Here is a 23,422-nt window from a genome sequence, read left to right on the forward strand (position 1 = left end):
GAAAATAATCGCATTTGAAGTTCGAGTTAAAGCAAGGAAGGACATAAAGAAAGGTATGAGCGGCCTGAACATGCGCGAATTGCTTCGCGGGCTCTCTAGGCCGCGGTCGAAAAGAGGTTTAAAGCTTAAAACGGTTTGCTATATCCATAATTGCCAGACAACTGCTTTTAAGTGCTTGGCTTGCAGCTGCCAGTTCATCTGCTGTTTTCAAACTACTATCAGCAGCACCCGACAACGCATTTATTCGCACATTTGCTTCAGTGGCTGCTTCCGCCTGCTGTTCAGTGGCTCGGGCAATTTCACTGCTCATATCCGCAATTTCCGTCATCAGGCGGTCAGCTTCCTGAAGGTTCTGGTTCGCTTGTATGGCATTGTCTACAGTTTTGTTCGACGCAGACTGACTGATTTGTACTGCGTCTACCGCACTTTTCGCGTTACTCTGCAGCTTTTCAATCATAGCCTGAATTTCATCGGTACTTTGTCCGGTTCGACTTGCCAAGGTGCGAACTTCATCTGCTACTACTGCAAAGCCCCTTCCTTGTTCACCGGCTCGAGCGGCTTCAATAGCGGCATTAAGTGCGAGTAAGTTGGTTTGTTCCGCGATGCCTCGAATTACGTCAAGCACAGCTCCGATACTGTCTGTTTGTGCAGCAAGTTCAGTCACCACGGTGCTCACGCTCTCTATATCAGAGGTCAACGAGCGGATATCTTGTACTGTACTATCCACCACTGCTGCACCGTTTTGAACGTTAACTCGGGCACGACTTGTACTCTTTTCTGCAGAATCCGCATTACTGCTGACATCGTTAATCTGCGTTGTCATTTCTTCCATTGCTGCAGCAACCTGCAGCATATTCTCGTTTTGTGTTTGCGCTTGTGCATTACTATTTTGGCTGGACGTCTCTACGAGTTCAGCTTGCTGGGTAAGAGAGCTGATATTTTCGCGAATACCCAGCAAAGATTGACGCATTTTATCGGTGTACTCGTTAAAGTAGCGGGCTAACCGAGTAACTTCGTCTTGCCCAGTTTCAGGAAGAGAGCGAGTGAGGTCGCCTTCTCCCTGAGAAATATCTTTCATCCGTTCAGACACTTCTTGGACAGGCTTTACTATGCTTCCGCCTATCACATAAACCAGCAATACAACTAATACAATGCTCACTAGGCAAAATACCAAGATTAGGTTGCGAAGGTGCGCGAACTCTTCTTCAAGGTTTGTAAGGTAGATTCCTGAACCGACAGTCCAGCCCCACGGTTTAAATTCTTTTACATAAGAAATTTTGTCAGTAGGGGTTTCTTCGCCGGGAAGAGGCCACACGTAATCGACAAAGCCGTCCCCTTGCGCTTTAACTTTCTGCGCCATTTCTATAAAAAAGGCTTTGCCGTTTCCGTCTTTAAATGTTCTTAGGTCTTTACCATCGAGCGCCGGCTTAATGGGATGCATAACCATAGAGGGGGTTTGGTCTTGGATCCAAAAGTAATTGCTGCCGTCATATCGCAGCTTCTTTACCGCTGCTAACGCCTGTTGTTTAGCCGTAGCCTCGTCTACGTCGCTACGCGCTTCGAAGCTGGCGAGCATAGTGTGAACTACTTCAACCAAGTGTTGGTTTTCGTCATAGGACTTTTGCTTTAAAGCTTCATAGTGCCTGTTTAAGACAACAGCGGTTAGCAATACAAACAGCAGAGTAATTAGGGCAACAATAATGCCCAAACGTTGAATTAAACTAAATTTTCGTAACCACATTGGCAAATACCTATCTACTTATATTTTTGTTTTTTTATAGTGTAGACGGTTTTTAGTTAGCCGCTTTTTATTGCAATTAAAAATACATCATTTTCAAAAATCTTTTACTACGACCTTTGGCGTAGAGGATTAACGGACTGATGAACTAAAAATAGCGCGGCTTTTACAGGGTGATATATGTCATCTAACGCAATGACTACGTAGCTTGACAGAGAAACTGAAAAACTTTGTGAGCGGGGGCTTGGCAGGGCAATTTTGTGTGCTACTATCCGCGAAAATTTGGCCCCGTCGTGATCTTCATCCAAAAGTATAAAGTTTAAAGAAGAACGACAGGTCAATGCAGGGTTACGACTTTGCTTGTTATTTAGCGGCTTCCATGTAACCGTGGGCAGTCATACACGGCGGGAACGCTTTTTGTTACAGCTATTTCTATGAAAGGGTTGCAATGCTCATTAACGACACACTTCATACAACATCACCCCTACGCCAGCGTATAAGAGACTACTATCGTATTAGTGAGTCAGTGGCTGTGGACCAGATTCTTCCTATCGCCGAGGTCAACCCGCGTGCGCGAAGTCGTGCATGGGAACGCGCACGTAAGATGGTACTTCAAATTCGCCGGGAGCAAGAGGGACACGGTGGTGTTGATGCACTATTAAATGAATACTCGCTATCTACAGCAGAAGGTGTGGTATTGATGTGCTTGGCTGAAGCCTTGCTACGCGTACCAGATAAAGCTACGCAAGATGAGCTTATTCGTGACAAGCTGTCTCAAGGGCAGTGGACACCGCACTTAGGCAATTCAGAATCTTTATTTGTTAATGCATCTGCCTGGGGCTTATTGTTCACCGGTAACATGGTGAACTATGCCGACAAGCGCAAAAAAGAACAGTTTGGTTTGCTAAAGCAAACGCTAGGTCGCCTAGGTGAGCCAGTTATCCGCCGCGCAATGAACATTGCTATGCGTGTTATGGGTCGCCAATTTGTTATGGGCGAAACCATTGAAGACGCGGTAGAGCGCGCTAAAGAAAAGGAAACTAAAGGCTACGTATACTCCTACGATATGCTAGGTGAAGCAGCTCGGACAATGGCTGACGCTGATCGCTACTATGAGTCATATGAAAAAGCGATTAAAGTTATCGGTAAGGCGGCCAATGGTCGCGGACCAAAGCGCTCGCCAGGTATTTCTGTAAAACTTTCTGCTATTCATCCTCGCTTTGAGTTTTCTCACCGCGAACGGGCCATGGTTGACATTCCACCGCGCTTAAAAGCCTTGTGTATGATGGCGAAAGAATACGATATTGGCTTAACCGTTGATGCGGAAGAAGCCGACCGTCTTGAGCTTTCTATAGATATCATAGAAGCCGTATTTCGCGACGAAGATTTAAATGGTTGGACAGGCTTTGGCTTGGCCGTACAGGCCTACCAAAAACGCGCAATCCACGTTATAGAACACTTACGTGAACTTACCCTTGAGGTAGGTCGTCCGCTAATGGTGCGTTTGGTTAAAGGTGCCTATTGGGATACTGAGATTAAGCTTACCCAACAAGCGGGCCTTGAAGAGTTCCCTGTATTTACCCGTAAGTCATCAACAGATGTGTCATACCATGCCTGTGCGAACCGCTTACTTGAGTATCGCGACACCATTTACCCGCAGTTTGCCACTCACAATGCCTACACAGCGTCTGTGATTGTTGAGCTTGCTGGTGACGACAAAGAAGGTTTTGAGTTTCAGTGTCTGCACGGCATGGGCGATACCCTGTACGATCAGGTGGTAACACAGGATAAGATTCAGTGCCGCGTGTATGCGCCAGTTGGCGAACACGAAGACCTATTGGCTTACTTGGTGCGCCGTCTTCTTGAAAATGGTGCGAACTCATCATTCGTTAACGCTATCGTTGATGATGAAAAGCCAGTTGAAGCGTTACTTGAAGACCCAGTAGAGAAAACTCAACGTTTGAAAGTTCGTTATAACAAGCTAATTAAAACCCCACGTGGGTTGTATGCGCCAGAGCGCGACAACTCACGAGGCTTAGATCTTACCGACACCAATGCGGTAACGGCGCTTAAACACGAGCTTGAGCGCTGGCAGGATTACTACAAAGTAACGGGTGAAGTACCAGAGGGGGCAACAGCAGTACTTAGCCCAACAGACCACAATGACGTGGTGGGTTATCACTACTATGCAAAACCTGATGACATGCGTAAGGCGCTAGATGAAGCTGACGCTGGGTTTGAAGCATGGTCTAAACGCGATGTCAGCGAACGTGCTGAAATTCTTAATCGTACTGCTGATGCACTTGAGCGTCACATGGCTGAGCTTATCGCTATCTGTATGCGTGAAGCAGGTAAAGTGGCTCAAGATAGTATTGATGAAGTGCGCGAGGCGGTTGATTTTTGTCGCTATTATGCTGCGCGCGCCGAAGAGCTTGCTGAAGATCAGCGCTTAAAGCCGCGTGGTGTTGTGCTTTGTATCAGCCCTTGGAATTTCCCACTGGCCATATTCTTGGGTCAAGTTACGGCTGCACTGGTAACAGGTAACACCGTTATTGCCAAGCCCGCCGAGCAAACCAGCATGGTTGCTAAGCGAGCGGTAGATATTATGCATTCGGTAGGCTTACCGGAAGACGCACTGAAGCTTATCGTATCACCAGGTAAAGAAGTGGGTGAAACCTTGCTACCTGATGAGCGCATTAGAGCTGTCATGTTCACAGGCTCAACGCAAACCGGTACCTTAATTTCACAGGTGCTTGCAGAGCGTGGTGGTGAGCAGGTACCCCTCATTGCAGAAACGGGCGGCCAAAACTGTATGATAGTTGATTCAACCGCATTGCCAGAGCAGGTGGTTGATGATGTTATTCATTCGGGTTTCCAGAGTGCTGGTCAACGCTGTTCAGCACTTCGCGTCTTGTTTGTACAAGAAGAAATTGCTGATGACCTTATCGATATGCTAATCGGTGCCATGAAAGAGCTTACCGTTGGCGACCCAACACAGCTTGCCACCGACGTTGGCCCTGTGATCGATGAAAAAGCGCTTAAGAGCCTTACTGATCATCAAGATTACATGAAAGACAAAGCTAAGTTGCTTTATCGCAACGAAATGCCAACAGGTTTTGAAAACGGTACTTTCTTTGCGCCGACTTTGTATGAAATCAAAAACATTGATGTGCTTGAAAAAGAAGTGTTCGGCCCAGTGGTGCACATTGTTCGCTTTAAGTCGAAAGACCTTGATGGTGTACTAGAGCAAATTAACGGTACAGGTTACGGTTTGACTATGGGCATTCACTCGCGAATTGAAGAACGTGCTAACGAGCTTGCTGCGAAAAGCCGCGCGGGTAACGTATATATTAACCGCAACATGATTGGTGCTATTGTTGGCGTACAGCCCTTTGGTGGCCGTGGCCTTTCTGGCACAGGTCCAAAAGCGGGTGGTCCAAACTATCTACCTCGCTTAATGATGGAACGCGCAACGCCTAAGCCTTCGCGCATTGACGATGTAGACGGTACCGATGCAGCGCTTGTAGGTGATGAAAAAATTGCTGAGCGTGCCCATGTCATGATGGACAAGGCAAAAGCGGTGGAAGTACAGTGGCGTCATACGCCGCTTAATGACCGCATTTCCATGGTACGTCAGCTTTTAGCAAAAATTGCGAAAGTAGACATTGTTGACGAGCTGGCTGACGACTTAAACCGCACGCTGGCAACGGCGCGTCAACAGCTAACCAGTGTTGAACGCAAGCTTGCCAAGCCACAGGTATTGCCAGGGCCTACAGGTGAATCGAACAAGCTTTACCTAGAGCCTCGCGGTATCTTGGTATGTTTCGCCGATAAAGAGGTAACCTTCGAATACTGGTTACTGTCTATTGTGACCGCGCTATCAACGGGTAACCCGGTAGTATCAGTTGTGTCTGAAATCTTCTACGAAGAAGCCGTTGAAATTCAAAATAAGTTTGAATCAACTGGCGCACCAAAAGGCTTATTCCAAGTAGCACGTCTAGCGCATTTAGATACCTTGCTAATGGATGAAGACTTGTCTGGCGTAGTGGTCGATTCTGGTACTGATCGTACAGCGCGTATTACTGCAATGCTCTCGTCACGTGAAGGGGCTATTTTGCCCGTAATCACGGCTGAGTATAACGATAACCTTATTCAGCGTTTGATGACTGAAAAAGCTATCAGTATTGATACAACGGCGTCAGGTGGTAACACATCACTAATGACCCTTGTCGAAGATGATGAATAAGCTCTGGGGCTTTTCACCAGCGGCTATCTAATAAAGCTGTTGTTTTCACACTAAATACGAATTAAAGGCCAGCGCTGTATAGCGCTGGCCTTTTCTTTTCCTTCAATGCTACCTCTTTTGTACCTTTCTAGGTTTTTCTAAGCCTTAACCCTGCCTTAACCCCGTGTTTGAAATACTAGCGTCAGTTAATTAAAAAAGTTGCGTATAGGCCTTTAAAAGTAGGCTGTGCGCCAAGCAATAGGCATAAATTATGGGCAAGGCAAAACTGACGGTAAACATTGTTACCCTTTGTATTTTATTGTCTGCATGCACAAGTACTGATGACAGAGCGTTGAGCGAATCTGCATCCCTAACAACGGGGAATGATGTTGTGTGGCAGTCGCAAGCACAGCAGCAAGCTTCGGCGCAAACCCTAATGTTAAATTCAGATACTGCGCTAACCGACGTCATAGACCTCAATCAGCTGCCGCACCTAGCAGACTTTATTGAAGAAGCTCTGTCTTCCAATGCAAACCTGCAGCAATCGCTAATTACACTTCGTAAAGCACAAGTTGCCATAGATAGCGCAAAAGCAGACAGAAACCTGAATGTCGACGCAAGCTTTTCGTCATCAAAAAGTGAAACTACAGGCAGCAGTTCATCGACTAGTACGGGCGCGAATACAGATACAAGTAGTCAGCTAAACAACCCAAGCTATAGCGCAAGTTTAAACGTTAGTTGGGAGCTGGATTTGTGGCAAAAAATTAGCGATGGCATAAGTGCCGCAAACCTCGATGCAGCAAGTGCCAGAGCTAGTTATCAATCGGCTAGAGACTCTCTGGTAGCCAGCGTAATAAGAAGCTATATCGATGTGCTCACTCAACAGCAATTACTAAATATTGAACAGGCTCGGTTATCGGTACTAGAAAACAATGAAGCAGTGATTTTAATGCGTTATCGCACCGGGCTAGGAAGCCTAGACGATTTAGATACCGCGCGTACAAGCAGCGCAAATACCCGTGCATCCATTGTTCAATATGAAAATGCACTGTTATCAGCAAAGCGCACATTGGCAGTGCTTCTAGGCAGGCAGGACCAATCGCTGAGCGAGCTTGATACGCAGGTAAATTTCCCAGATGTCTTATTGCCGCTTGCTAATTTGCCAAAACAAGACCTTGCCCGCAGACCAGATCTTCAGGCGGCATTCTATGCGATACAAGCAACAGAGTTTGAAGTTGATGTGGCCTATAAAGCTTTGCTGCCTAGCATCAGTTTATCGGCATCGCTATCTGATACAGCCTCTACACCCTCTCAAGCTTTGTTTACAAACCCTGTATGGACATTGCTTGGACAGATGACGGCACCTCTTTTTCAGGGGGGCGCGTTAAGGGCGCAAATTGAAGACGCAAAGCTTACCGCAGCAAATGCTTGGTGGCAGTATCGCGAAACGCTATTAACTGCGGTGCAGGAAACCCAAAACGCACTAGATAGTGAGACTGCCTACAGCGCGCGAATTGGCCACACAAATGTGGCGCTCGCCAATGCAGAGCGAAGTGTAACTACCATTGAAGGTCAATATCGACAAGGTTTGGCTGATATCTTGGATTTACTTTCTGTGTATGACACGCGCTTTGACTTACAAGCTCAAGCTGTTGAACTTCACGCCCAAAAATTACAAAACCGAATTGACTTAGGCCTGGCTCTTGGCCTTGGAGTGTCACAATGAGAAACAAACGAATTATTGTAACCTTAATTGCGGCTGTGAGTATTGCGCTGGCAGTCATGTATACCATGATGAATATGGGGGCTCAGCATCCTGGCGCTCGGCCGCAGGGGGCGCCTAAGTCAGCGCCACCGTCTTCGCAATTACCCGATGATGCTGAGCAATTGAAAGGTGGCGTTGCAGCAACGAGACCGACAAGGGGGGAAAGGCCACCTGAAGGAGAACTGGCTGAAAGCGCTATGCGTCGTCCACCTAGAGAAAGCGAGACGGAAGTAGCCAACGAAGCAAGTGAAAGGCTATCTGCAGATAGCACTGCTTATCGCAGCCCAAAAGACGGGCAAAGTGCTGATTCTCAACTGGCTCAAGTAGGGGTTATCAAGGTAACCATCGACAACTATAGGGCCAAAGTGAAGGGGTATGGTCAGGTTGTTCCTCAGGATAGCTTGAGCTTAGTCGCACAGGTTAGCGGGCAAGTTACCCACGTATCGCCAGCTTTTAAGACGGGCGCGCTAGTTAAAAGTGACACAATTTTAGCGCGCATTGATGACACCAGCTATCAGCAGGCGTTAGCAAGTGCTAATGCGACTTATCAAGCCGCTGTAGTAAGCCTAGAAGAAGAGCGCTTACAGGGGGCACAAGCTAAAGACGAGTGGACACGTTCAGGGCTTGGCGGTGAGCCATTATCCGCATTGGTATTGAGAAAACCACAGCTAGAAGCTGCGCAAGCAACCTTGGATGAAGCCGAGCAGACGGTAAACTCGGCGAAGCGAGACTTAGCTTTTACAGCATTACGTTCACCTTTTAATGCTGTGGTGGTTAGCCGTGATATAGCGTTGGGAAGCTTTGTTCAGGCCGGCAGTGCTGTCGCAACACTTTATTCTACTGATGTTGCCGAAATTGCTATAGGGCTTTCTCCAAGCCAATGGACTCAGCTACCTTCGGTTTCTGGAGCGCAGCTATCTAATGATACACCTCTCAATTGGTCGGTAACGCTTACCGATACCACCACAGGCAATAAATGGAATGCCAATATCGTTCGCGCCGAATGGCATCAAAGCAATACCACGCGCCAGCGCAACGCTATTGCGGTTATTGAAAATCCATTAGACCAAGCAGCTCCTCTTTTATTTGGTAGCTTTGTGCAGGCAGAAATTGAAGGAAGACAGCTCGAAAATGTATGGAAGCTGCCGGCTTCTGCCATTTCACAAAAACAAGAAGTATGGTTGGTGATGCCGGCCACCGGGCAACTAGCGAAGTTTACTCCCTCAGTGCTTTTTGAAAGCAATGGCTATGCCTACATCACTCCACCTAAGGCAAGTGATATTAAGGGCAATATTGCAAGTGAGTCTTGGGGCAATGCTGGCAGTGAAGCCGAGCGAGAACCTGAAAGCGAAGTACGTCAAGCGATGGTCGTTGCGCGCCCCTTAAACAGTTACCTCATCAACACGAAAGTTAAGCCTGTTGTAGAAGGGCAAACGGGAGGGCAAGCCAATGACCAATAATCGAAATGGAGGGCCTTTCGACGAGGGTAATAATCGCAACGGACGCGAGCATAGCAAAAATAATCCTCGAGGAATTATCGCTTGGTTCGCGCAAAACTCGGTGGCGGCCAACTTACTGATGGTCAGTCTTATCGTACTGGGTTTGGTGTCCATGAACGATATACGTAAAGAGGCGTTTCCCAGTATGGAGCCGCGCTTCGTGACCATTTCAATGACATATGACAGCGGCGACCCCAAGCAAGCCGAAGAGGGGATTGCCATCAAAATTGAAACCGCGCTAGAGGCCATCCCCGGCATTAAGCGAATCACGTCTACCTCAAACGCCAGCGGTGCGAGTGTGCAGGTAGAAAAGGAAACAGAATACGATCTAGACACGCTTTTCAACGACATTAAAACCGAAGTGGATAGTATTTCTAACTTCCCGTCGGATGCTGAAAACCCAGTTATTAGCAAAGCCCGTAGGCAAGAACATGCTATTTGGGTGCAGCTTTATGGTGACGTCGACCACGCTACCCTGCAGTACTTAGGTGAGCAATTAGAGCGAGACTTGCTTACAAAAGACGACATTCGGGAAGTGAGCGCGGGTAGTTTTGTTGACCCCATGATGTCTATTGAAATAGATGAGGGTAAGCTTCAGGCCTATGGTTTAACGCTATCTGATGTGGCAGATGCGGTAAACCAAGAGTCTAATACCGCCCTTACAACCAGTTTGCGTAACAAAGAAAAAGTGATTCGTTTAAAAGCCTCTGAGCAGTCTTATTGGGCGAAAGATTTTGCTGACATTCCCCTTATTACCGATACCAGTGGCGTAATACTTTCCGTTGGCGATGTGGCGACGGTACGCGATATGTTTGCCGATGACAGCTACCACTTGGCCCGTTACAACGGAACCAATGGGTATGGTATTCAGGTGCTTATGGATGAATACGGCGATGTAACGAAAATGGTGCAGCAGGCTCACGAGGTAGTGGATGCGTGGCATGATAAAGGTTTACTACCTCAAGGTGTCGAACTCGAAACCTGGTATGACAAAAGCACGCTTATTACCGAGCGCTTGGAATTGCTTACCAGTAACGCACTAATGGGTATTGTGTTGGTGTTTGTTACTCTTGCTGTGTTTCTTAATTTGCGTGTGGCATTTTGGGTGGCGGCTGGCTTGCCGTTTATTTTCTTCGGCACTTTGTACTTCATGACCGATAGCTACACGGGCATGACGTTAAACGAGATGACCACGTTCGGCTTTATAATGGCCCTCGGCATTGTAGTGGACGATGCTGTAGTCGTTGGAGAGAGCGTTTACGCCACGCGAAAACAGCACGGCGATACGCTTCAAAACACTATTTTAGGTACACATAAAGTGGCGGTGCCCACACTGTTTGGGGTGTTGACCACAGTAGCAACCTTCTTCGCGCTATCGAACGTATCGGGCGGCTTAGGTACCTTGTACTCGCAGTTTGGCACAATCGTTACTTTGTGTTTACTGCTGTCGGTGGTGGAATCAAAGCTAATTCTACCTTCGCATTTAGCCCACCTGCCAACCAAACAGAAAACCCGCAAGGGGATAGGCGGCCTGTGGAATAAAGTGCAGCAAAAAGCAGATGGAGGACTTCAATGGTTTAACTATCGAGTCTATCAACGCTTGTTGAAAGTCACTGTAGCCTACCGCTATGCAGCCGTTTTATTGTTTATCGCGCTATTTATCTTCGTTGTTAGTTTACCGCTAACGGGTGCAGTACGAGTAAGCTTTTTCCCCAGTATGCAAGGTGATACTGTTTCGGCCAATATGTCGCTTTATAGCGATGCTAGCTACGGGCAAAACGAACGCAACTTAATGCTGCTAGAGAAAAATGCGCTTGAAGCAGATCGCCAACTAACCCAAGAAAGCGGCGCAGATGAAAGCGGTATTAGTAGTTTACAGGTGACGGCAAGTGGCGATCAAAGCGGTACTATTACTATTTCCCTTGATGAAGACTCGCCTTATTCGTTAGATGAACTCTCTTCACGCTGGAACGCCTTAACTGGCAGCTTAGAAGGCGTAAAAAGCTTAAAAATACGCTCTCGACGAGAAATGGTCGACGGGTTCAACGTTGAAATTAAAAGCATCAACGATGATACGCTAACAGCCGCCAACGATGCTTTTGTTGAGGCGCTTAACAATATTGATGGCGTATATGCCGTAGAAAGTTCGCTTACACCCGGCGAAGCCATGATGCGCTTTGAACTTACCCCCGAAGGGCGAGCTTTGGGGTTAAATACGCAAAGTTTGTCGCAGCAACTTCTAAAAGCATTCGGCGGTGAAATTGTTCAGCGCTATTTGCGAGATAAAAATGAAGTAAAAGTGAGGGTGCGTTATCCAGAAAAAGATAGGATGAATCCGTCAGATGTAATGAATACCCAAGTACGCCTAGACGATGGCACAGTGGTACCACTTTCTGTAGTGGCGAATGTTATTCAAGATGTACAAGAAAAACAGGTTGTACGTATTGATGGCTTGCGTGCCCTGACAGTAAGTGCGTCGGTGGATAGCGATGTTATTACTTCTACAGAGTTGGTTAGCTATCTTAATAGTGAGTTTGTACCTCAGTTGGAACGCCAATACCAAGACTTATCGCTTTACTTTGCCGGTGAGGCTGAACAACAAGCGGAAACACAAAGCTCAATGCAAAGCGTGTTCATTTTGGCTTTGCTGTCTATATTTGCATTATTAGCGATACCGCTTAAATCCTATGTGCAGCCGCTTATTATCATGACTGCAATTCCCTTTGGTATTGTGGGAGCCATTATCGGACACTGGTCAAATGGCCTTATGATAAGCCTACTTTCGTTAAACGGCATATTGGCACTTAGCGGCGTGGTAGTTAACGATAGCTTGTTATTGGTCTCGCGATTTAATGCTTTACGTGAGAATGGTATGCCTGCGAATGCAGCGGTTGTTGAAGCGTGCACCAGTCGCTTACGTGCTGTGCTTTTAACGTCAATTACTACCTTTGTAGGTTTATATCCCATATTGGGGGAAACCTCGGTACAGGCGCAGTTCCTAATTCCGGCAGCGGCGTCTTTGGGTTACGGTATTTTGTTTGCCACCCTTATCACGCTTTTATTAATTCCGGCATTACTGTTAATTTATGAAGATGTAAGCCGTTTAATGGCAAGGTATTTTGTTAAACCCTTAACGGAGAGTACGGTTAATGATCCGCGTGTTACTAGTGGAAGATGATATGGGCCTGGCGGGCAATATTATCGACTATTTAGAACTTGAAGATATGGTATGTGACCACGCCGCTAATGGCGTGGCAGCACTAACGTTTATTCAAAATAATCCGTATGACGTTGTGGTCTTAGATATCAATTTACCAAGGCTTGATGGCTTAAGCGTATGCGAAAAAGTACGCGGTGACGGCAACGATACACCTATTATCATGCTTACCGCCCGAGACCAGCTAGAAAATAAGCTCGAAGGGTTTCAAAAGGGGGCTGATGATTATTTAGTAAAGCCCTTTGATATGCCTGAACTCGTTGCACGAGTTTCAGTGTTGGCGCATAGGCGCTCATCGCAAGTGAAGAGGCTAAACTTCGGCAATGTAAGTTTAGAATTAGGTGGCGAGTTGGCAAGTGTTGATAGCACGCCTATTAAGCTAAGTCCTACGGGCTTTACCCTGCTAAAATCCTTATTGCAGCAACAAGGGAAAGTTATGCCTCGACAGCGGTTACTTGATGCGGTGTGGGGAGAAGACGCGCCCGAGAGTAATGCGCTAAAAGTCCACCTTCACAATTTGCGTAAATCACTCGTTCAAGCTAACGCAAACATAGAAATTAAAGCTGTACCGGGCGCAGGGTTTTACGTTGCCTTAAAAGCTGATCAAATGGCAAATGAGGGCTTGGGTAACATTTTATCGCCAAACAAAAATAAGGACACTGACCAATGGTAAACGGCCTTCGCATTAGCTTAAGGCGCTATGTCTTATGGTCTTTACTGAGTTTAGCTACCATAGTCATTGTGCTTTTTTCTATACAGAGCAGCGATAGCTTTTTCGATGGTATGGACGGCATGCTGAGAAATACCATGGTTCGAGCGGCACAAAGTGCAGAGCTTGATAACAGTAATCATGCGCAAATCCTAGATTTACATGTATACGCAAATTACGATAATTTGCCCGATGAAATAAAACAGAGCTTTCCTCAAGATAGTTTCACACCATTTGCTTTGAAAAAAAACATAAATAAACCTAACTGGCTTACCCGCCCGACTTGGGCACATTTTGCTTTAATGGTTACTTTAGGCAATGGTGAAACGCGTTACGTATCGCAAACCTTTAGGGCACCGCCTCCTGAGGATTATAAAAAATTCCGTATTAACCATGTTGTTTACAGCGCGGCAGTCGGGGTTATCGCGCTTATTTCGTTTTCTGTCGCGCTTCTATTTTTAATGCGCAGCGTATCCCGCCCCATAGAGTCATTACAGCGCTGGGCTGCCTCTCTTGATGAGAAAGAGCTCGATAAGCCTATTCCTGAGTTTCGCTACAAAGAGCTTAACGCGCTTGCGGCGATAATTCACGGTAGCTTGCAAAACGTACGCACTACGCTTAACCGAGAGCGGGAGTTTGTTAATCACGCCAGTCACGAGCTAAGAACGCCCATTACCGTTATTAGAAGCAGTGCGGCTTTGCTGCATAGAGTGATAGATAGCGGGAATACCAAAGGCAATAACGCACTAGCGCGGGTGGATCACGCCTCAAAAACCATGGCGGATTTGACGGAAACTTTACTTTGGCTAGGAAGAAATGAAGAGGCTGCGCTGCCTAAAGAGAGCGTTGACCTAAAAGCCATGGTTGAGGCGCTTAGCCAAGATTTAATGTATTTGCTTTCAGGGAAAAACGTAAACGTACAGCTAAACTTGAGCGAATGTACATTGTTGCTACCAAAAACAGCAAGCGAAATAGTGATAGGCAACGTTATTCGAAATGCTTACCAACATACCCAGCAAGGCAATGTCACAATCACACTTTCAGGTGCAACGCTTACTGTACTTAACGAAGAAGAAGGTTTAGAGCAAGACGAAAATGCCTCGCTATCGATTACGCCTAATAGTGGGTTAGATGGCGGTTTTGGGATAGGTTTAAAGCTTATTGATAAGCTATGTGCGAAGCTAGAATGGGGGTATTCACACAAAAAAGTTATTACACAGGATACTCAGGGCAACCATGGCGAAATGGACTCTTCGGCGAAAGGATATAGCGTTGTTCTTACGCTTAAGTAATCCGTAAACAGGGTAAGTACGCATAAGTTAATACACTATTATTGCTGGTCTATTCGTAGAGATATTGTACTAAACCTTCCAAAGGCACCTACAAAAAACGCCGATGTTTAACATCGGCGTTTTGTGTCTGTTTAGGCACTTTTTATAAATGCTAGCACTACATCCATTCGCTGTTTCTACGCTTGCGTTTAGGAAGGTAAGTGAGCATTACACCAAGCAATATCCCCACGCCTGCAACTATGCCGCCGCGCGTAAACCAAGTAACAAGCTCGTCTTTATTCGCGCTTTCAACTTTTGCCGTTAAACGAATAATTTGAGATGCTTGCTCGTCGTTTGTGGTGGTAAGTTTAGACACCTTTTGGCGAGCATCGTTAAGCTGCTGACGAAGTTTGGCATTTTCTGATTGTGCCGCTTGCAAACTACTTTGGCTCTCAGCAAGCTTCTCACTAACAATCGGCAACTGCTCTGCTTGCGACATAGTATTAGACACAAACTTACTTTCAACCCAGCCTTTACGTCCTTCATCGTCGGTAATTTGCGTGAATTCAGCATCATTGTCGCGGGAGAGCACCGTAATAGGTGTACCGGCTTCAATTGAACCCAGAATGCGATAGTTACGACCAGGTCCAGTATGCATAAAGATAAACAAGTCATCTCTTATATAGTGCGAAGAAGACGCTTCTAAATCAGCGGTATCTTGTAGCGAAAATGCTTGAAAAGAGCATGCAATAAGGGCTGCTGCTAACCACTTTCGAATCATATGAAGTCCAATTTTAGAATTTAAAACGTGAAGATGGTATTGGTTGACCGCGATAAAGGCAAGTTTGTTCCACTTTTGTCTAATTTAAGCGACTTCTTTAACAGCAGCAACATTGCGAAAAGTGAGCGACAAAGGTAAGGTGTCAGCATCATAAGCTGTGCTTAGCGCAACCATGTCAGAAATAGAATTAAAATTTGTAACGGGTGACAATGCTCACCAGGCGTTTACCCAACGTGTACTCCCTCTTTTTGAAAAACACAATATCCAGGTTAATTCTCATCGCGAAATGCGCTTAGAGAATGACTATTACGATACGGATAAGCTCGATTTTCAAAACAACAAAATGGGCTTTCGGGTTCGTGGTAATAATGGCGAGTACGAACAAACGTTAAAAACCAACGGTGTAGTAAGCGGTGGCTTGCACAAGCGCATGGAGTATAACGTAAGTCTTGATAACGCAAGACCGGATCTCACGTTGTTCGAGTCAAATGTATGGCCCGAAGGTTGGGACATCGCAACTAAGAATGCGAGTCTTTCTAAACAATTTAGTACACACTTTACGCGCAATGCCTATGTGGTTGCTTTAGGCGATAGCCTAGTTGAAATTGTCTTAGACTGCGGTGAAGCTAGTACGGATAAAGCCAGCTCCCCCATCAATGAGATTGAGCTTGAATTGATGTCAGGGGAGATCAACAGTCTGTTTTCTCTCGCTGTGCTAATAAACGACAACATGCCGGTGCGTCTAAGTGATGTGTCAAAAGCCGCTCAGGGCTATCAGTTGCTACACGGCTTTAACGCTAAAATTCGCCCTCTACCAAACTTTCTAGCCCTTGAAGAGACCACCACCACAGAAGAGGCATTCGGCCAAGCAGTGCAAACCGCTCTGGCACATTGGCAGCATCACGAGCATGTATTTTGCGAGAGCGGCTCGATAAAAATGCTGGCTGAGGTTGCTAAAAGCGTTAGGTTGCTGCTTCAGAGTGTGTCGCTTTATCTACCCGTATTGCAGTGCCCAGAGCTATTAGCCTTGCACAAAAAACTGGTAACCCATGCGCAAAAGTGGGGCTGGCAAGACGATCTACAAAGTTTGCGCTACTTGCTGTCTAAAAAAAGCATGTTTAACAAAACATTAAGCAAACACCCAGCGGTAGTAAGCTACCTGCAAGGGCGCCAAACAGGTTTGATGCAAGCCCATGAGCCTGAAAAGCTATTTTTCGACAATGACGCTACAGACATTAAGATTCACGCTATAAGCCTTATACAAAATAAGCCTTGGCAAAAGGTAGCGACGGGGTTTGATCACCCTGTACTTGACCATGCAAAAGGGTGGTTATCGCAAGGGTGGCAAACCGTGCAGCAAAGTATGCCCCTCAGTAAAACCATGGGACCAGCTAATTACAGCGCAGTGGAAATAATGCTAAGACAAACCCTGTGGAGTGGTTTTTTACTTGGTGACTTGTTTGTTGAAGAGCGGGGTAACTTTCGTGCGCCTTGGTTAGACTTACTTACCGGCATTGATGAATTAAACGCATTGCTCATGCTGAAGCAATCAATCGACGATGCGGAAGTAGACTCTCATGATGAGGTACGCAAATGGACAGCAGAGAAGCTCAGTACGTTAATTCGAATTATGGAGCGAACGCGCACTGTGGCTATGCAACGTGAAATCTATTGGTAACCCGTGCCGATGGACACGTATTGCGTTAGCAAATTTTATCTCAGGGAAGGAGGGCGCTGATGACTTCAAGCTACTATGATTATTTTCTTTATTCGCTACTAGGCGTTTACGTTTTCTGTTTTGCGCGTCTGTTCGTTCAGAAAGTAAATTTAAACAGCATGCGCTGGCTAGTGGGTGCCTTTATCTGCTGGCCACTATTTATGCTAGATGAATGGCTGCGAATAGCACAAGCGAGCTCATTAGCAGGTTTGTATGGTTTATCAGACGTATTTGCGGTTATCGCAATCACTTGTTGTTATCGTGCCATAAAGCCCATGTTATTGGCTTATCCCACGGCAAGAAAGCGGCTATGGTGGCCTGCTGTGGTAACGGCAATTTTCCAGTGCACAGTGCTATTGATACCGATAGATGACAAACAACAATGGCTCTCGTCGTCGCCGAACGGCGAGCCTTTACTGTTATGGCCTGCCTATTTTGCCTCGCTTCTAACAGGCTTTAGTGTATTGCTTATTGGTATTCTTATTACCGAACACATTCAAATGTATCACAGACATTTACCTGAGCAGGCGGTAGACATTAAAAATTTAAGAATGCCTAAGCTTGCCGGAGTAATGGGAAGTTTGGTCGGTGTTGCCTTTATGAGTATTTTACTTGTTACCGCCGCAACTTTTGGCTTTTTCCCCGTACCTTTTTGGGAGAGCTTTCATCACTTAATGATTGGTTGCGCACTGTTAGTGGTGTTGTTTTCACTAACTTTTATCCGCCGGACAGCGCCATCGCCATTAAACTACGAGCGACTGGATGAAGGTAAAGCCACACCCTATGAGATAAGCAATATTATTTCTAAAGCAGAGCGCTATACCATTGAGTCAAAAGCCTATAAAACCCGATTCCTTACACTTAGCGAGTTTTGCAAAGGGGCTGATATCGACCCTACATCTTTGGCTATCGCGCTTCAGCTTACTGAAAAGAAGAACTTTAGGCGGTTTATATTCCACTACCGCTTGGAATATGCGAAAAAAGTGTTGCTCCATAGCGATGCCAAATTAGAAGCAGTGGCAAAACGGCTTGGTGTTAACTCAGAAAAGTTCTTAAGCGAATACCTCGTTAAGCATCTGAATGCTGCTCCTACGAAGTGAAGAATACTTTTATATCATCCCGCATCCTTTAAACACCAAATGCATTACGCAGTATTTGGTGGGTGAAGGTTTTGCGCAAGTAAAAGCCTCTAGGACGAGTTTTAATACGCTGGCCCTCTGGTCCTAATGCGTCGGTAAGCACCTTACCGTTAGCAGCTTTTGGGCGAATATGAAGTGCCTCGCCTTGCCGAGAGGTAATAGATTCCACCTGTCCCGTAGCAATTTGTTCTACCAATTCTTCCCAGTCGTGTCTTAGCATTGCGTCTTCATGCTCATTGGGACGCCAGTAAAAACCAGTAGCCACCCGACGATGCGCTAAAGGAATGGCTCTGTCGCCTTCAATGGGGAGCCACAATACCTGCTGTAGCTTGTTTCGCACATTTGATGTTTCCCACGTGATACCCGGCGCCATTAATAGGGGGGCAAAACATACATAGGTTGTTTCTAGCGGTGAAAAGTGGGCATCTATAGGAATGGTTTTAAGCTCAATACCGAGCTCGGGGAAGTCCTGCTGTGGTTTAGAACCCGCACTGGCGCCAAGCCATTTTTCAATAAGCATACCCGGCCAGCCTTTGTGGCGCTGTAAATTGGCAGGGATAGCAACATTGGCCATGTCAGCCAACTCTCCTAAGGTTAAACCTGCAATGGCGTGACATCGCGCCAAAAGGCTGTCTGGCGAAGATGGAGGCGATGAAGGAGGTTGCATAAAGGTGGTTAATTTCCTGTTTAAAAGCGAAGGCGAACATTAAGACTATGATTGGAGCATAGTTTGTGGAAGAATGAAAACATATACAAGTATAGTGTGCCCGGGAGTCTATGTGATAGATGCCGATGGATTCCGTGCGAATGTGGGCATAGTGATTTGCAACAAAATGGGTCAAGTATTTTGGGCAAGACGTTATGGCCAACATTCATGGCAGTTCCCTCAAGGCGGAATTGATGAAGGGGAATCTGCTGAACAAGCTATGTACCGCGAGCTTCACGAAGAAGTAGGGCTGACACCGAAAGATGTCACCATTTTAAGTGTTACCCGTAACTGGCTTAGATATAAGCTACCAAAGCGATTAATTCGACAAGGCAGCAACCCTGTTTGTATAGGGCAAAAACAAAAATGGTTCTTGTTGCAGCTAGATTGCAACGAGCGCGATGTTAATGTGCTTAAAACAGGCCATCCTGAATTTGATGACTGGAGGTGGGTAAGTTACTGGTATCCCATTAGAAATGTTGTATCGTTCAAGCGAGATGTATACAGGCGAGTAATGAAAGAGTTCTCGCCTGTAGTTATGTCTGCGCAACATCGACCTCAACAGCGCCAAAATGTAGCCCCGCATAAGCGCGGTAAAAAGCGTAGACGCGGCTAAAGGTGTAAGGTGGCGAGATGGTAAAAGTGCCAAATATAGCGATATGCAATAGTAAGCGACGAGCAAACGGCGATTACACAAGGAAAAACCAGTGAGCCCTCAGAGCCAACAAGGCGCAATGTTAACTACATTAAAACGTATCGTGCAGGAAATGAATCAAATTCCTGCACTCGATACCGCTTTGTTTAGGCTAGCTTCACGTGTAAAGCATACTCTTAGTGTTGACTCATGCTCTATTTACCTTGCCGATTACGATACGCAAGAATTCATCCTTAAAGCCACTGACGGCCTTCACCCCGATGCGGTAGAACAAGTTCGCATTGGTTTTTCGGAAGGCCTTATCGGTTTAGTTGGTCAACGGGAAGAACCGCTTAATATCGTAAACGCGCACAACCACCCTAGATTCAAACACTACCCTGAAGTAAAAGAAGAAAAGTATAATGCTTTTTTAGGTACGCCCATTATCAATCAAAGGCGTGTACTGGGTGTTATCACACTTCAGCAATCTCGAATGCGACGCTTTAGCGAAGATGAAGAAGCGTTTTTAGTTACCCTCGCTGCACAGTTAGCGCTAGAGATCACCAATGCGGATATACGTGGCGCATTAACGTTATCAAACTCTAACGACAATACGGCACGGCAAAAAAACGTTCGTGGTATTGCTGGCTCGCCTGGTTTAGCTATAGGTAAAGGGGTCTCACCCGATAAGTCTATCAACCTCAAAAACTGGGTGGTTAAGCGCACTCAATCACCACAAACGCAAATTCAGCTTTACCGCAAAGGGGTTGAGGTAACACGAGGCCATGTTGACGCGCTATCTCAGCGATTAGATGACGGTATTCCCGACGACGTTAAATCAATTTTTCAGCTCTATCATCACCTTTTAGATGCCAATAGTTTAGGGCGTGAGGTAGAAGAAAAAATTCGCCAAGGTTGGGACGCTGCCTCTTCGTTGAAAATGGTAGTTGAAAGCTACGCTGCCCGTTTTCAGGCTATGGACGACCCTTACATGCAAGAGCGTGCTATTGATATTGTCGATTTATCAGACCGTATCTTAGCCAATATTTTGTATGAAGCGAACGGACAAAAAGTTTCTGAACAGGTTATTACTGAGGCCAGTATTCTGGTTGCTGATGAAGTATCAGCGCCCATGCTTGCTGAGTTTCCGCGAGATAAGCTCAAAGGCATTATCTCAATTCGTGGCTCGAACAACTCTCACGCAGCCATATTAGCAAGGGCTATGGGCGTGCCTGCCGTAATGGGCTGTCAAAACGTTACACCTGCGCTACTTGAAGACAAAGAAATTCTGCTTGATGGCTACTCTGGGGAAGTCATTGTTTCTCCAGAACGCAATATTAAGACTGAGTTTATTCAGCTTATTGATGAAGAGTCTGCCATTGCAGAGAAAATTGACGCAGAGGCAGATAAACCGTGTGAAAGCGTTGATGGTTGCAGAATGTCCTTATACATCAACGCGGGCCTTTCTGCTGAAGTAGAACTTAACGCCGAGCAGATTGGGGCAGGCGTGGGTTTATATCGCACCGAAATCCCCTTTATGCTGCGCGAGCGATTCCCTTCGGAGCAAGAACAGGTAAAGCTGTATCGCCAAGTCCTTGAGGCTGTACCGTCATTACCCATCACCATGCGTACTTTGGATGTGGGGGGCGATAAGCCGCTACCCTATTTTCCTATTAACGAAGAGAATCCGTTTTTAGGCTGGCGAGGTATTCGACTTACCCTTGATCACCCCGAAATATTCTTGGTTCAAGTTCGCGCTATGCTTCGGGCAAGCGTCGGGCTAAGCAATCTGCAAATTATGCTGCCCATGATATCTACAGTATCTGAAGTGCAGGAGTCTAAGCGTCTTATCAATCAGGCGTTTTATGAGATATCTGACGAAATTGCAGAATCAGGGCAAACTCTGAATAAGCCAAAATTAGGCATTATGCTTGAAGTGCCATCGGTACTTTATCAATTACCTCAGCTAGCCAAGCATGTTGATTTCTTTTCAGTTGGCAGTAATGACTTGACCCAGTACCTATTGGCAGTCGATAGAAACAATACGCGGGTGGCGGGGCTTTACAATAGCTATCATCCGGCCGTATTAGGGGCACTTTACGATGTGGTTCAAAAAGCTAACCAAAATCAAGTGCCTGTGACTATCTGCGGAGAAATCGCAGGGGAACCCGCGGGAGCGCTGCTGCTAATGGGGATGGGTTACCGCCGTTTGAGTATGAATGGTTTCAACTTAAGAAAGATAAACTGGCTTATTCGTAAAGTGACGCTTGATGAGTGTAAGCAGTTACTTTCATTAGCGCTAACCTCTGTTAGCCAAGACGAAGTTTTTGTGCACTTGAATCAGTATCTTGAAACTAAGGGCCTGGGAGGCCTTATCCGAGCAGGTGCTTAAAAAATGGATCCACTCGTTGTAATTGTTGCCAGCTGCCTTATCTTAGGTTCTATTGTTGGTATTCTTGCGGGTATGTTGGGTATCGGTGGCGGCTTAATTATCGTACCCGCGCTGTCGTACCTAATGATTCACTTTCTGGGCATGACCACCGAAACGGTTATGCCTGTCGCTATTGCAACTTCTTTATCTACCATTATTTTCACGGGTATGTCGTCGGCTTTAGCACATTATAAACTGGGTAATATTCAGCGTCATATTGTGCTTTATACAGGGCTAGGGATTGCGTTTGGTGCAATTGCCGGTGCGCAGGTAGCAAGTTATATCTCGGGCGAAGTACTTAAAGATGTGTTCGCCGTACTGGTTATCTTGATAGCGCTGCAAATGATTTTTGGCAAACAAAAAGCGTCTGAGAACGAAGCCTCTAAAGGTTCGTTAGCCGCTGTTGGCGGTGGAGCAGGCATGCTAAGTGCGCTAATGGGGATCGGCGGTGGCGCATTACTTGTACCCGCTTTAGTGTGGTTTCGTGTTAATGTACGCGCGGCTATAGGTTGTGCCGCTTTTTGCGGGCTGGTTATTGCCGTTTTTGGTACCACCAGTTTTGTTATCGCTGGGTGGGGTGAGATAGATGTACCAGAATACAGTATGGGTTATGTTTATCTGCCTGCTACAGCTGGTATTGTTGCAACCTCTATGTTTACCGCAAACATAGGAGCGAAGCTTGGACAGCGCGTTAATATACGTGTGTTAAAAGCGATGTTGGCATGTTTACTTGTTTTAGTAAGCATTAGAATGATTTTAGGAATTGAATAATATAATGGAACAGAGCAGTTATCTGGTGTTTCCCAGTATCGACCCCGTTATCTTCAGTGTCGGCCCACTAAGTGTCCGTTGGTACGGCTTAATGTATTTGGTAGGTTTTATTGCAGCTTATTTGTTAGCACAAAAGCGCCTACCTCAAACCAACTGGAGCCGTGAGCAGTTAAGTGACCTACTTTTCTGGAGCTTTGTGGGCGTGATTTTGGGTGGTCGCATTGGCTATGTGTTTTTCTACCAGTTTGGCATGTTCTTAGATGACCCTCTGTATCTATTTAAAATTTGGGCGGGTGGAATGTCTTTCCACGGCGGCTTGTTAGGGGTGTTAGCAGCTCTGTTTTGGCGCGCAAAGTGTATGAATACTACCTTCTTACGTTTAGGGGATTTCGTTGCACCACTTGTGCCCATTGGTTTGGGGGCTGGGCGAATCGGCAATTTCCTAAACGCAGAACTATGGGGGCGCACCACTGACGTACCTTGGGCTGTCATTTTCCCTAACGCAGGTTATGTGCCTCGCCACCCTTCACAGCTTTACGAGTTTGCTTTAGAGGGCGTGCTGCTCTTTATTATCCTATGGCTTTATTCTGCCAAAAAGCGCCCAGTAGGGGCGGTCAGTGGCTTATTCTTGCTCGGTTACGGTAGCTTTAGGTTTATCGTTGAGTACTTCAGAGAGCCTGATGCTCATATTGGCTTATACCAAATGGGCCTAAGCCAGGGGCAACTTCTTTGTTTACCTATGATAGCTTTAGGAATAGGATTAATAGTCCGTGCATACATGCGCGGAAAAGACCGTGTTGAACAACAAAAAATATAAGA

The 23,422-nt window shown here is 46.2% G+C and carries 15 protein-coding genes; 12 read left to right on the plus strand and 3 right to left on the minus strand.

All coding sequences use genetic code 11. From position 1 onward, the window contains the following. Positions 1-118 precede the first annotated feature (118 nt). Entirely contained in the window at positions 119-1,741 is a 1,623-nt protein-coding gene (locus tag ACYTPF_RS14735; RefSeq protein WP_461852749.1) for a methyl-accepting chemotaxis protein, read from the minus strand. 445 nt (positions 1,742-2,186) lie between these two features. On the opposite strand from ACYTPF_RS14735, the gene putA reads away from it, so the two are divergent. The 6 genes from putA to ACYTPF_RS14765 all read left to right on the plus strand — a co-directional run bounded on the left by putA (position 2,187) and on the right by ACYTPF_RS14765 (position 14,445). Continuing rightward, positions 2,187-5,984: a bifunctional proline dehydrogenase/L-glutamate gamma-semialdehyde dehydrogenase PutA gene (putA, locus tag ACYTPF_RS14740; protein ID WP_461852750.1), complete on the plus strand. Its 3,798-nt coding sequence runs from the start codon at positions 2,187-2,189 to the stop codon at positions 5,982-5,984. A 250-nt stretch (positions 5,985-6,234) separates the two neighbouring features. Beyond that, positions 6,235-7,689 (plus strand): TolC family protein, encoded by a 1,455-nt coding sequence (locus tag ACYTPF_RS14745; protein WP_461852751.1) that lies wholly within the window; start codon positions 6,235-6,237, stop codon positions 7,687-7,689. Further along, positions 7,686-9,188: an efflux RND transporter periplasmic adaptor subunit gene (locus tag ACYTPF_RS14750; protein WP_461852752.1), complete on the plus strand. Its 1,503-nt coding sequence runs from the start codon at positions 7,686-7,688 to the stop codon at positions 9,186-9,188. The genes ACYTPF_RS14745 and ACYTPF_RS14750 overlap by 4 nt, the downstream gene beginning before the upstream one ends. Continuing rightward, positions 9,178-12,405: an efflux RND transporter permease subunit gene (locus tag ACYTPF_RS14755; RefSeq protein ID WP_461852753.1), complete on the plus strand. Its 3,228-nt coding sequence runs from the start codon at positions 9,178-9,180 to the stop codon at positions 12,403-12,405. The genes ACYTPF_RS14750 and ACYTPF_RS14755 overlap by 11 nt, the downstream gene beginning before the upstream one ends. After that, the gene (locus ACYTPF_RS14760) at positions 12,377-13,117 is read left to right on the plus strand and encodes a response regulator transcription factor (protein ID WP_461852754.1); all 741 of its coding nucleotides are present in this window, start codon (positions 12,377-12,379) and stop codon (positions 13,115-13,117) included. Before ACYTPF_RS14755 ends, ACYTPF_RS14760 begins: the two co-directional genes overlap by 29 nt. Beyond that, positions 13,111-14,445: a sensor histidine kinase gene (locus ACYTPF_RS14765; RefSeq protein ID WP_461852755.1), complete on the plus strand. Its 1,335-nt coding sequence runs from the start codon at positions 13,111-13,113 to the stop codon at positions 14,443-14,445. The genes ACYTPF_RS14760 and ACYTPF_RS14765 overlap by 7 nt, the downstream gene beginning before the upstream one ends. 157 nt (positions 14,446-14,602) lie before the next feature. Here ACYTPF_RS14765 and ACYTPF_RS14770 read toward each other — a convergent pair whose 3' ends face one another. After that, positions 14,603-15,205, minus strand: coding sequence for a TIGR04211 family SH3 domain-containing protein (locus ACYTPF_RS14770; protein WP_232091101.1), 603 nt, complete (start codon positions 15,203-15,205; stop codon positions 14,603-14,605). 172 nt (positions 15,206-15,377) lie between these two features. On the opposite strand from ACYTPF_RS14770, the gene ACYTPF_RS14775 reads away from it, so the two are divergent. Continuing rightward, positions 15,378-16,883, plus strand: a complete 1,506-nt coding sequence (locus ACYTPF_RS14775) for a CYTH domain-containing protein (protein ID WP_461852756.1) — start codon at positions 15,378-15,380, stop codon at positions 16,881-16,883. Positions 16,884-16,942: 59 nt separating this feature from the next. Next, entirely contained in the window at positions 16,943-18,022 is a 1,080-nt protein-coding gene (locus ACYTPF_RS14780) for a helix-turn-helix domain-containing protein (RefSeq protein ID WP_179982302.1), read from the plus strand. A 28-nt stretch (positions 18,023-18,050) separates the two neighbouring features. Here ACYTPF_RS14780 and mutH read toward each other — a convergent pair whose 3' ends face one another. Beyond that, entirely contained in the window at positions 18,051-18,728 is a 678-nt protein-coding gene (gene mutH / locus ACYTPF_RS14785; RefSeq protein ID WP_461852757.1) for a DNA mismatch repair endonuclease MutH, read from the minus strand. 112 nt (positions 18,729-18,840) lie between these two features. Here mutH and rppH point away from each other — a divergent pair, with 112 nt between their 5' ends. The 4 genes from rppH (at position 18,841) to lgt (ending at position 23,420) form a co-directional block, all read left to right on the plus strand. Continuing rightward, positions 18,841-19,383, plus strand: a complete 543-nt coding sequence (rppH, locus tag ACYTPF_RS14790) for an RNA pyrophosphohydrolase (protein ID WP_118490338.1) — start codon at positions 18,841-18,843, stop codon at positions 19,381-19,383. A 118-nt stretch (positions 19,384-19,501) separates the two neighbouring features. Then, entirely contained in the window at positions 19,502-21,793 is a 2,292-nt protein-coding gene (ptsP, locus tag ACYTPF_RS14795) for a phosphoenolpyruvate--protein phosphotransferase (protein WP_461852863.1), read from the plus strand. A 3-nt stretch (positions 21,794-21,796) separates the two neighbouring features. Next, positions 21,797-22,603 carry a sulfite exporter TauE/SafE family protein gene (locus ACYTPF_RS14800; protein WP_179982304.1) on the plus strand — a complete coding sequence of 269 codons (807 nt, stop codon included), beginning with the start codon at positions 21,797-21,799 and terminating at the stop codon, positions 22,601-22,603. Between the two features lie 4 nt (positions 22,604-22,607). Then, positions 22,608-23,420 carry a prolipoprotein diacylglyceryl transferase gene (lgt, locus tag ACYTPF_RS14805; protein WP_461852758.1) on the plus strand — a complete coding sequence of 271 codons (813 nt, stop codon included), beginning with the start codon at positions 22,608-22,610 and terminating at the stop codon, positions 23,418-23,420. Positions 23,421-23,422 lie beyond the last annotated feature (2 nt).

Source organism: Alteromonas sp. HB246098, from assembly GCF_054890645.1.

Coding starts and splice junctions, on each gene's coding strand:
- putA (WP_461852750.1), top strand. CDS start 2,187: ATGCTCATTAACGACACACTTCATACAACATCACCCCTACGCCAGCGT.
- ACYTPF_RS14750 (WP_461852752.1), top strand. CDS start 7,686: ATGAGAAACAAACGAATTATTGTAACCTTAATTGCGGCTGTGAGTATT.
- ACYTPF_RS14770 (WP_232091101.1), bottom strand. CDS start 15,205: ATGATTCGAAAGTGGTTAGCAGCAGCCCTTATTGCATGCTCTTTTCAA.
- ACYTPF_RS14735 (WP_461852749.1), bottom strand. CDS start 1,741: ATGTGGTTACGAAAATTTAGTTTAATTCAACGTTTGGGCATTATTGTT.
- mutH (WP_461852757.1), bottom strand. CDS start 18,728: ATGCAACCTCCTTCATCGCCTCCATCTTCGCCAGACAGCCTTTTGGCG.
- ACYTPF_RS14775 (WP_461852756.1), top strand. CDS start 15,378: ATGTCAGAAATAGAATTAAAATTTGTAACGGGTGACAATGCTCACCAG.
- ACYTPF_RS14780 (WP_179982302.1), top strand. CDS start 16,943: ATGACTTCAAGCTACTATGATTATTTTCTTTATTCGCTACTAGGCGTT.
- ACYTPF_RS14760 (WP_461852754.1), top strand. CDS start 12,377: ATGATCCGCGTGTTACTAGTGGAAGATGATATGGGCCTGGCGGGCAAT.
- ACYTPF_RS14765 (WP_461852755.1), top strand. CDS start 13,111: ATGGTAAACGGCCTTCGCATTAGCTTAAGGCGCTATGTCTTATGGTCT.
- ACYTPF_RS14745 (WP_461852751.1), top strand. CDS start 6,235: ATGGGCAAGGCAAAACTGACGGTAAACATTGTTACCCTTTGTATTTTA.
- lgt (WP_461852758.1), top strand. CDS start 22,608: ATGGAACAGAGCAGTTATCTGGTGTTTCCCAGTATCGACCCCGTTATC.
- ACYTPF_RS14800 (WP_179982304.1), top strand. CDS start 21,797: ATGGATCCACTCGTTGTAATTGTTGCCAGCTGCCTTATCTTAGGTTCT.
- ACYTPF_RS14755 (WP_461852753.1), top strand. CDS start 9,178: ATGACCAATAATCGAAATGGAGGGCCTTTCGACGAGGGTAATAATCGC.
- ptsP (WP_461852863.1), top strand. CDS start 19,502: ATGTTAACTACATTAAAACGTATCGTGCAGGAAATGAATCAAATTCCT.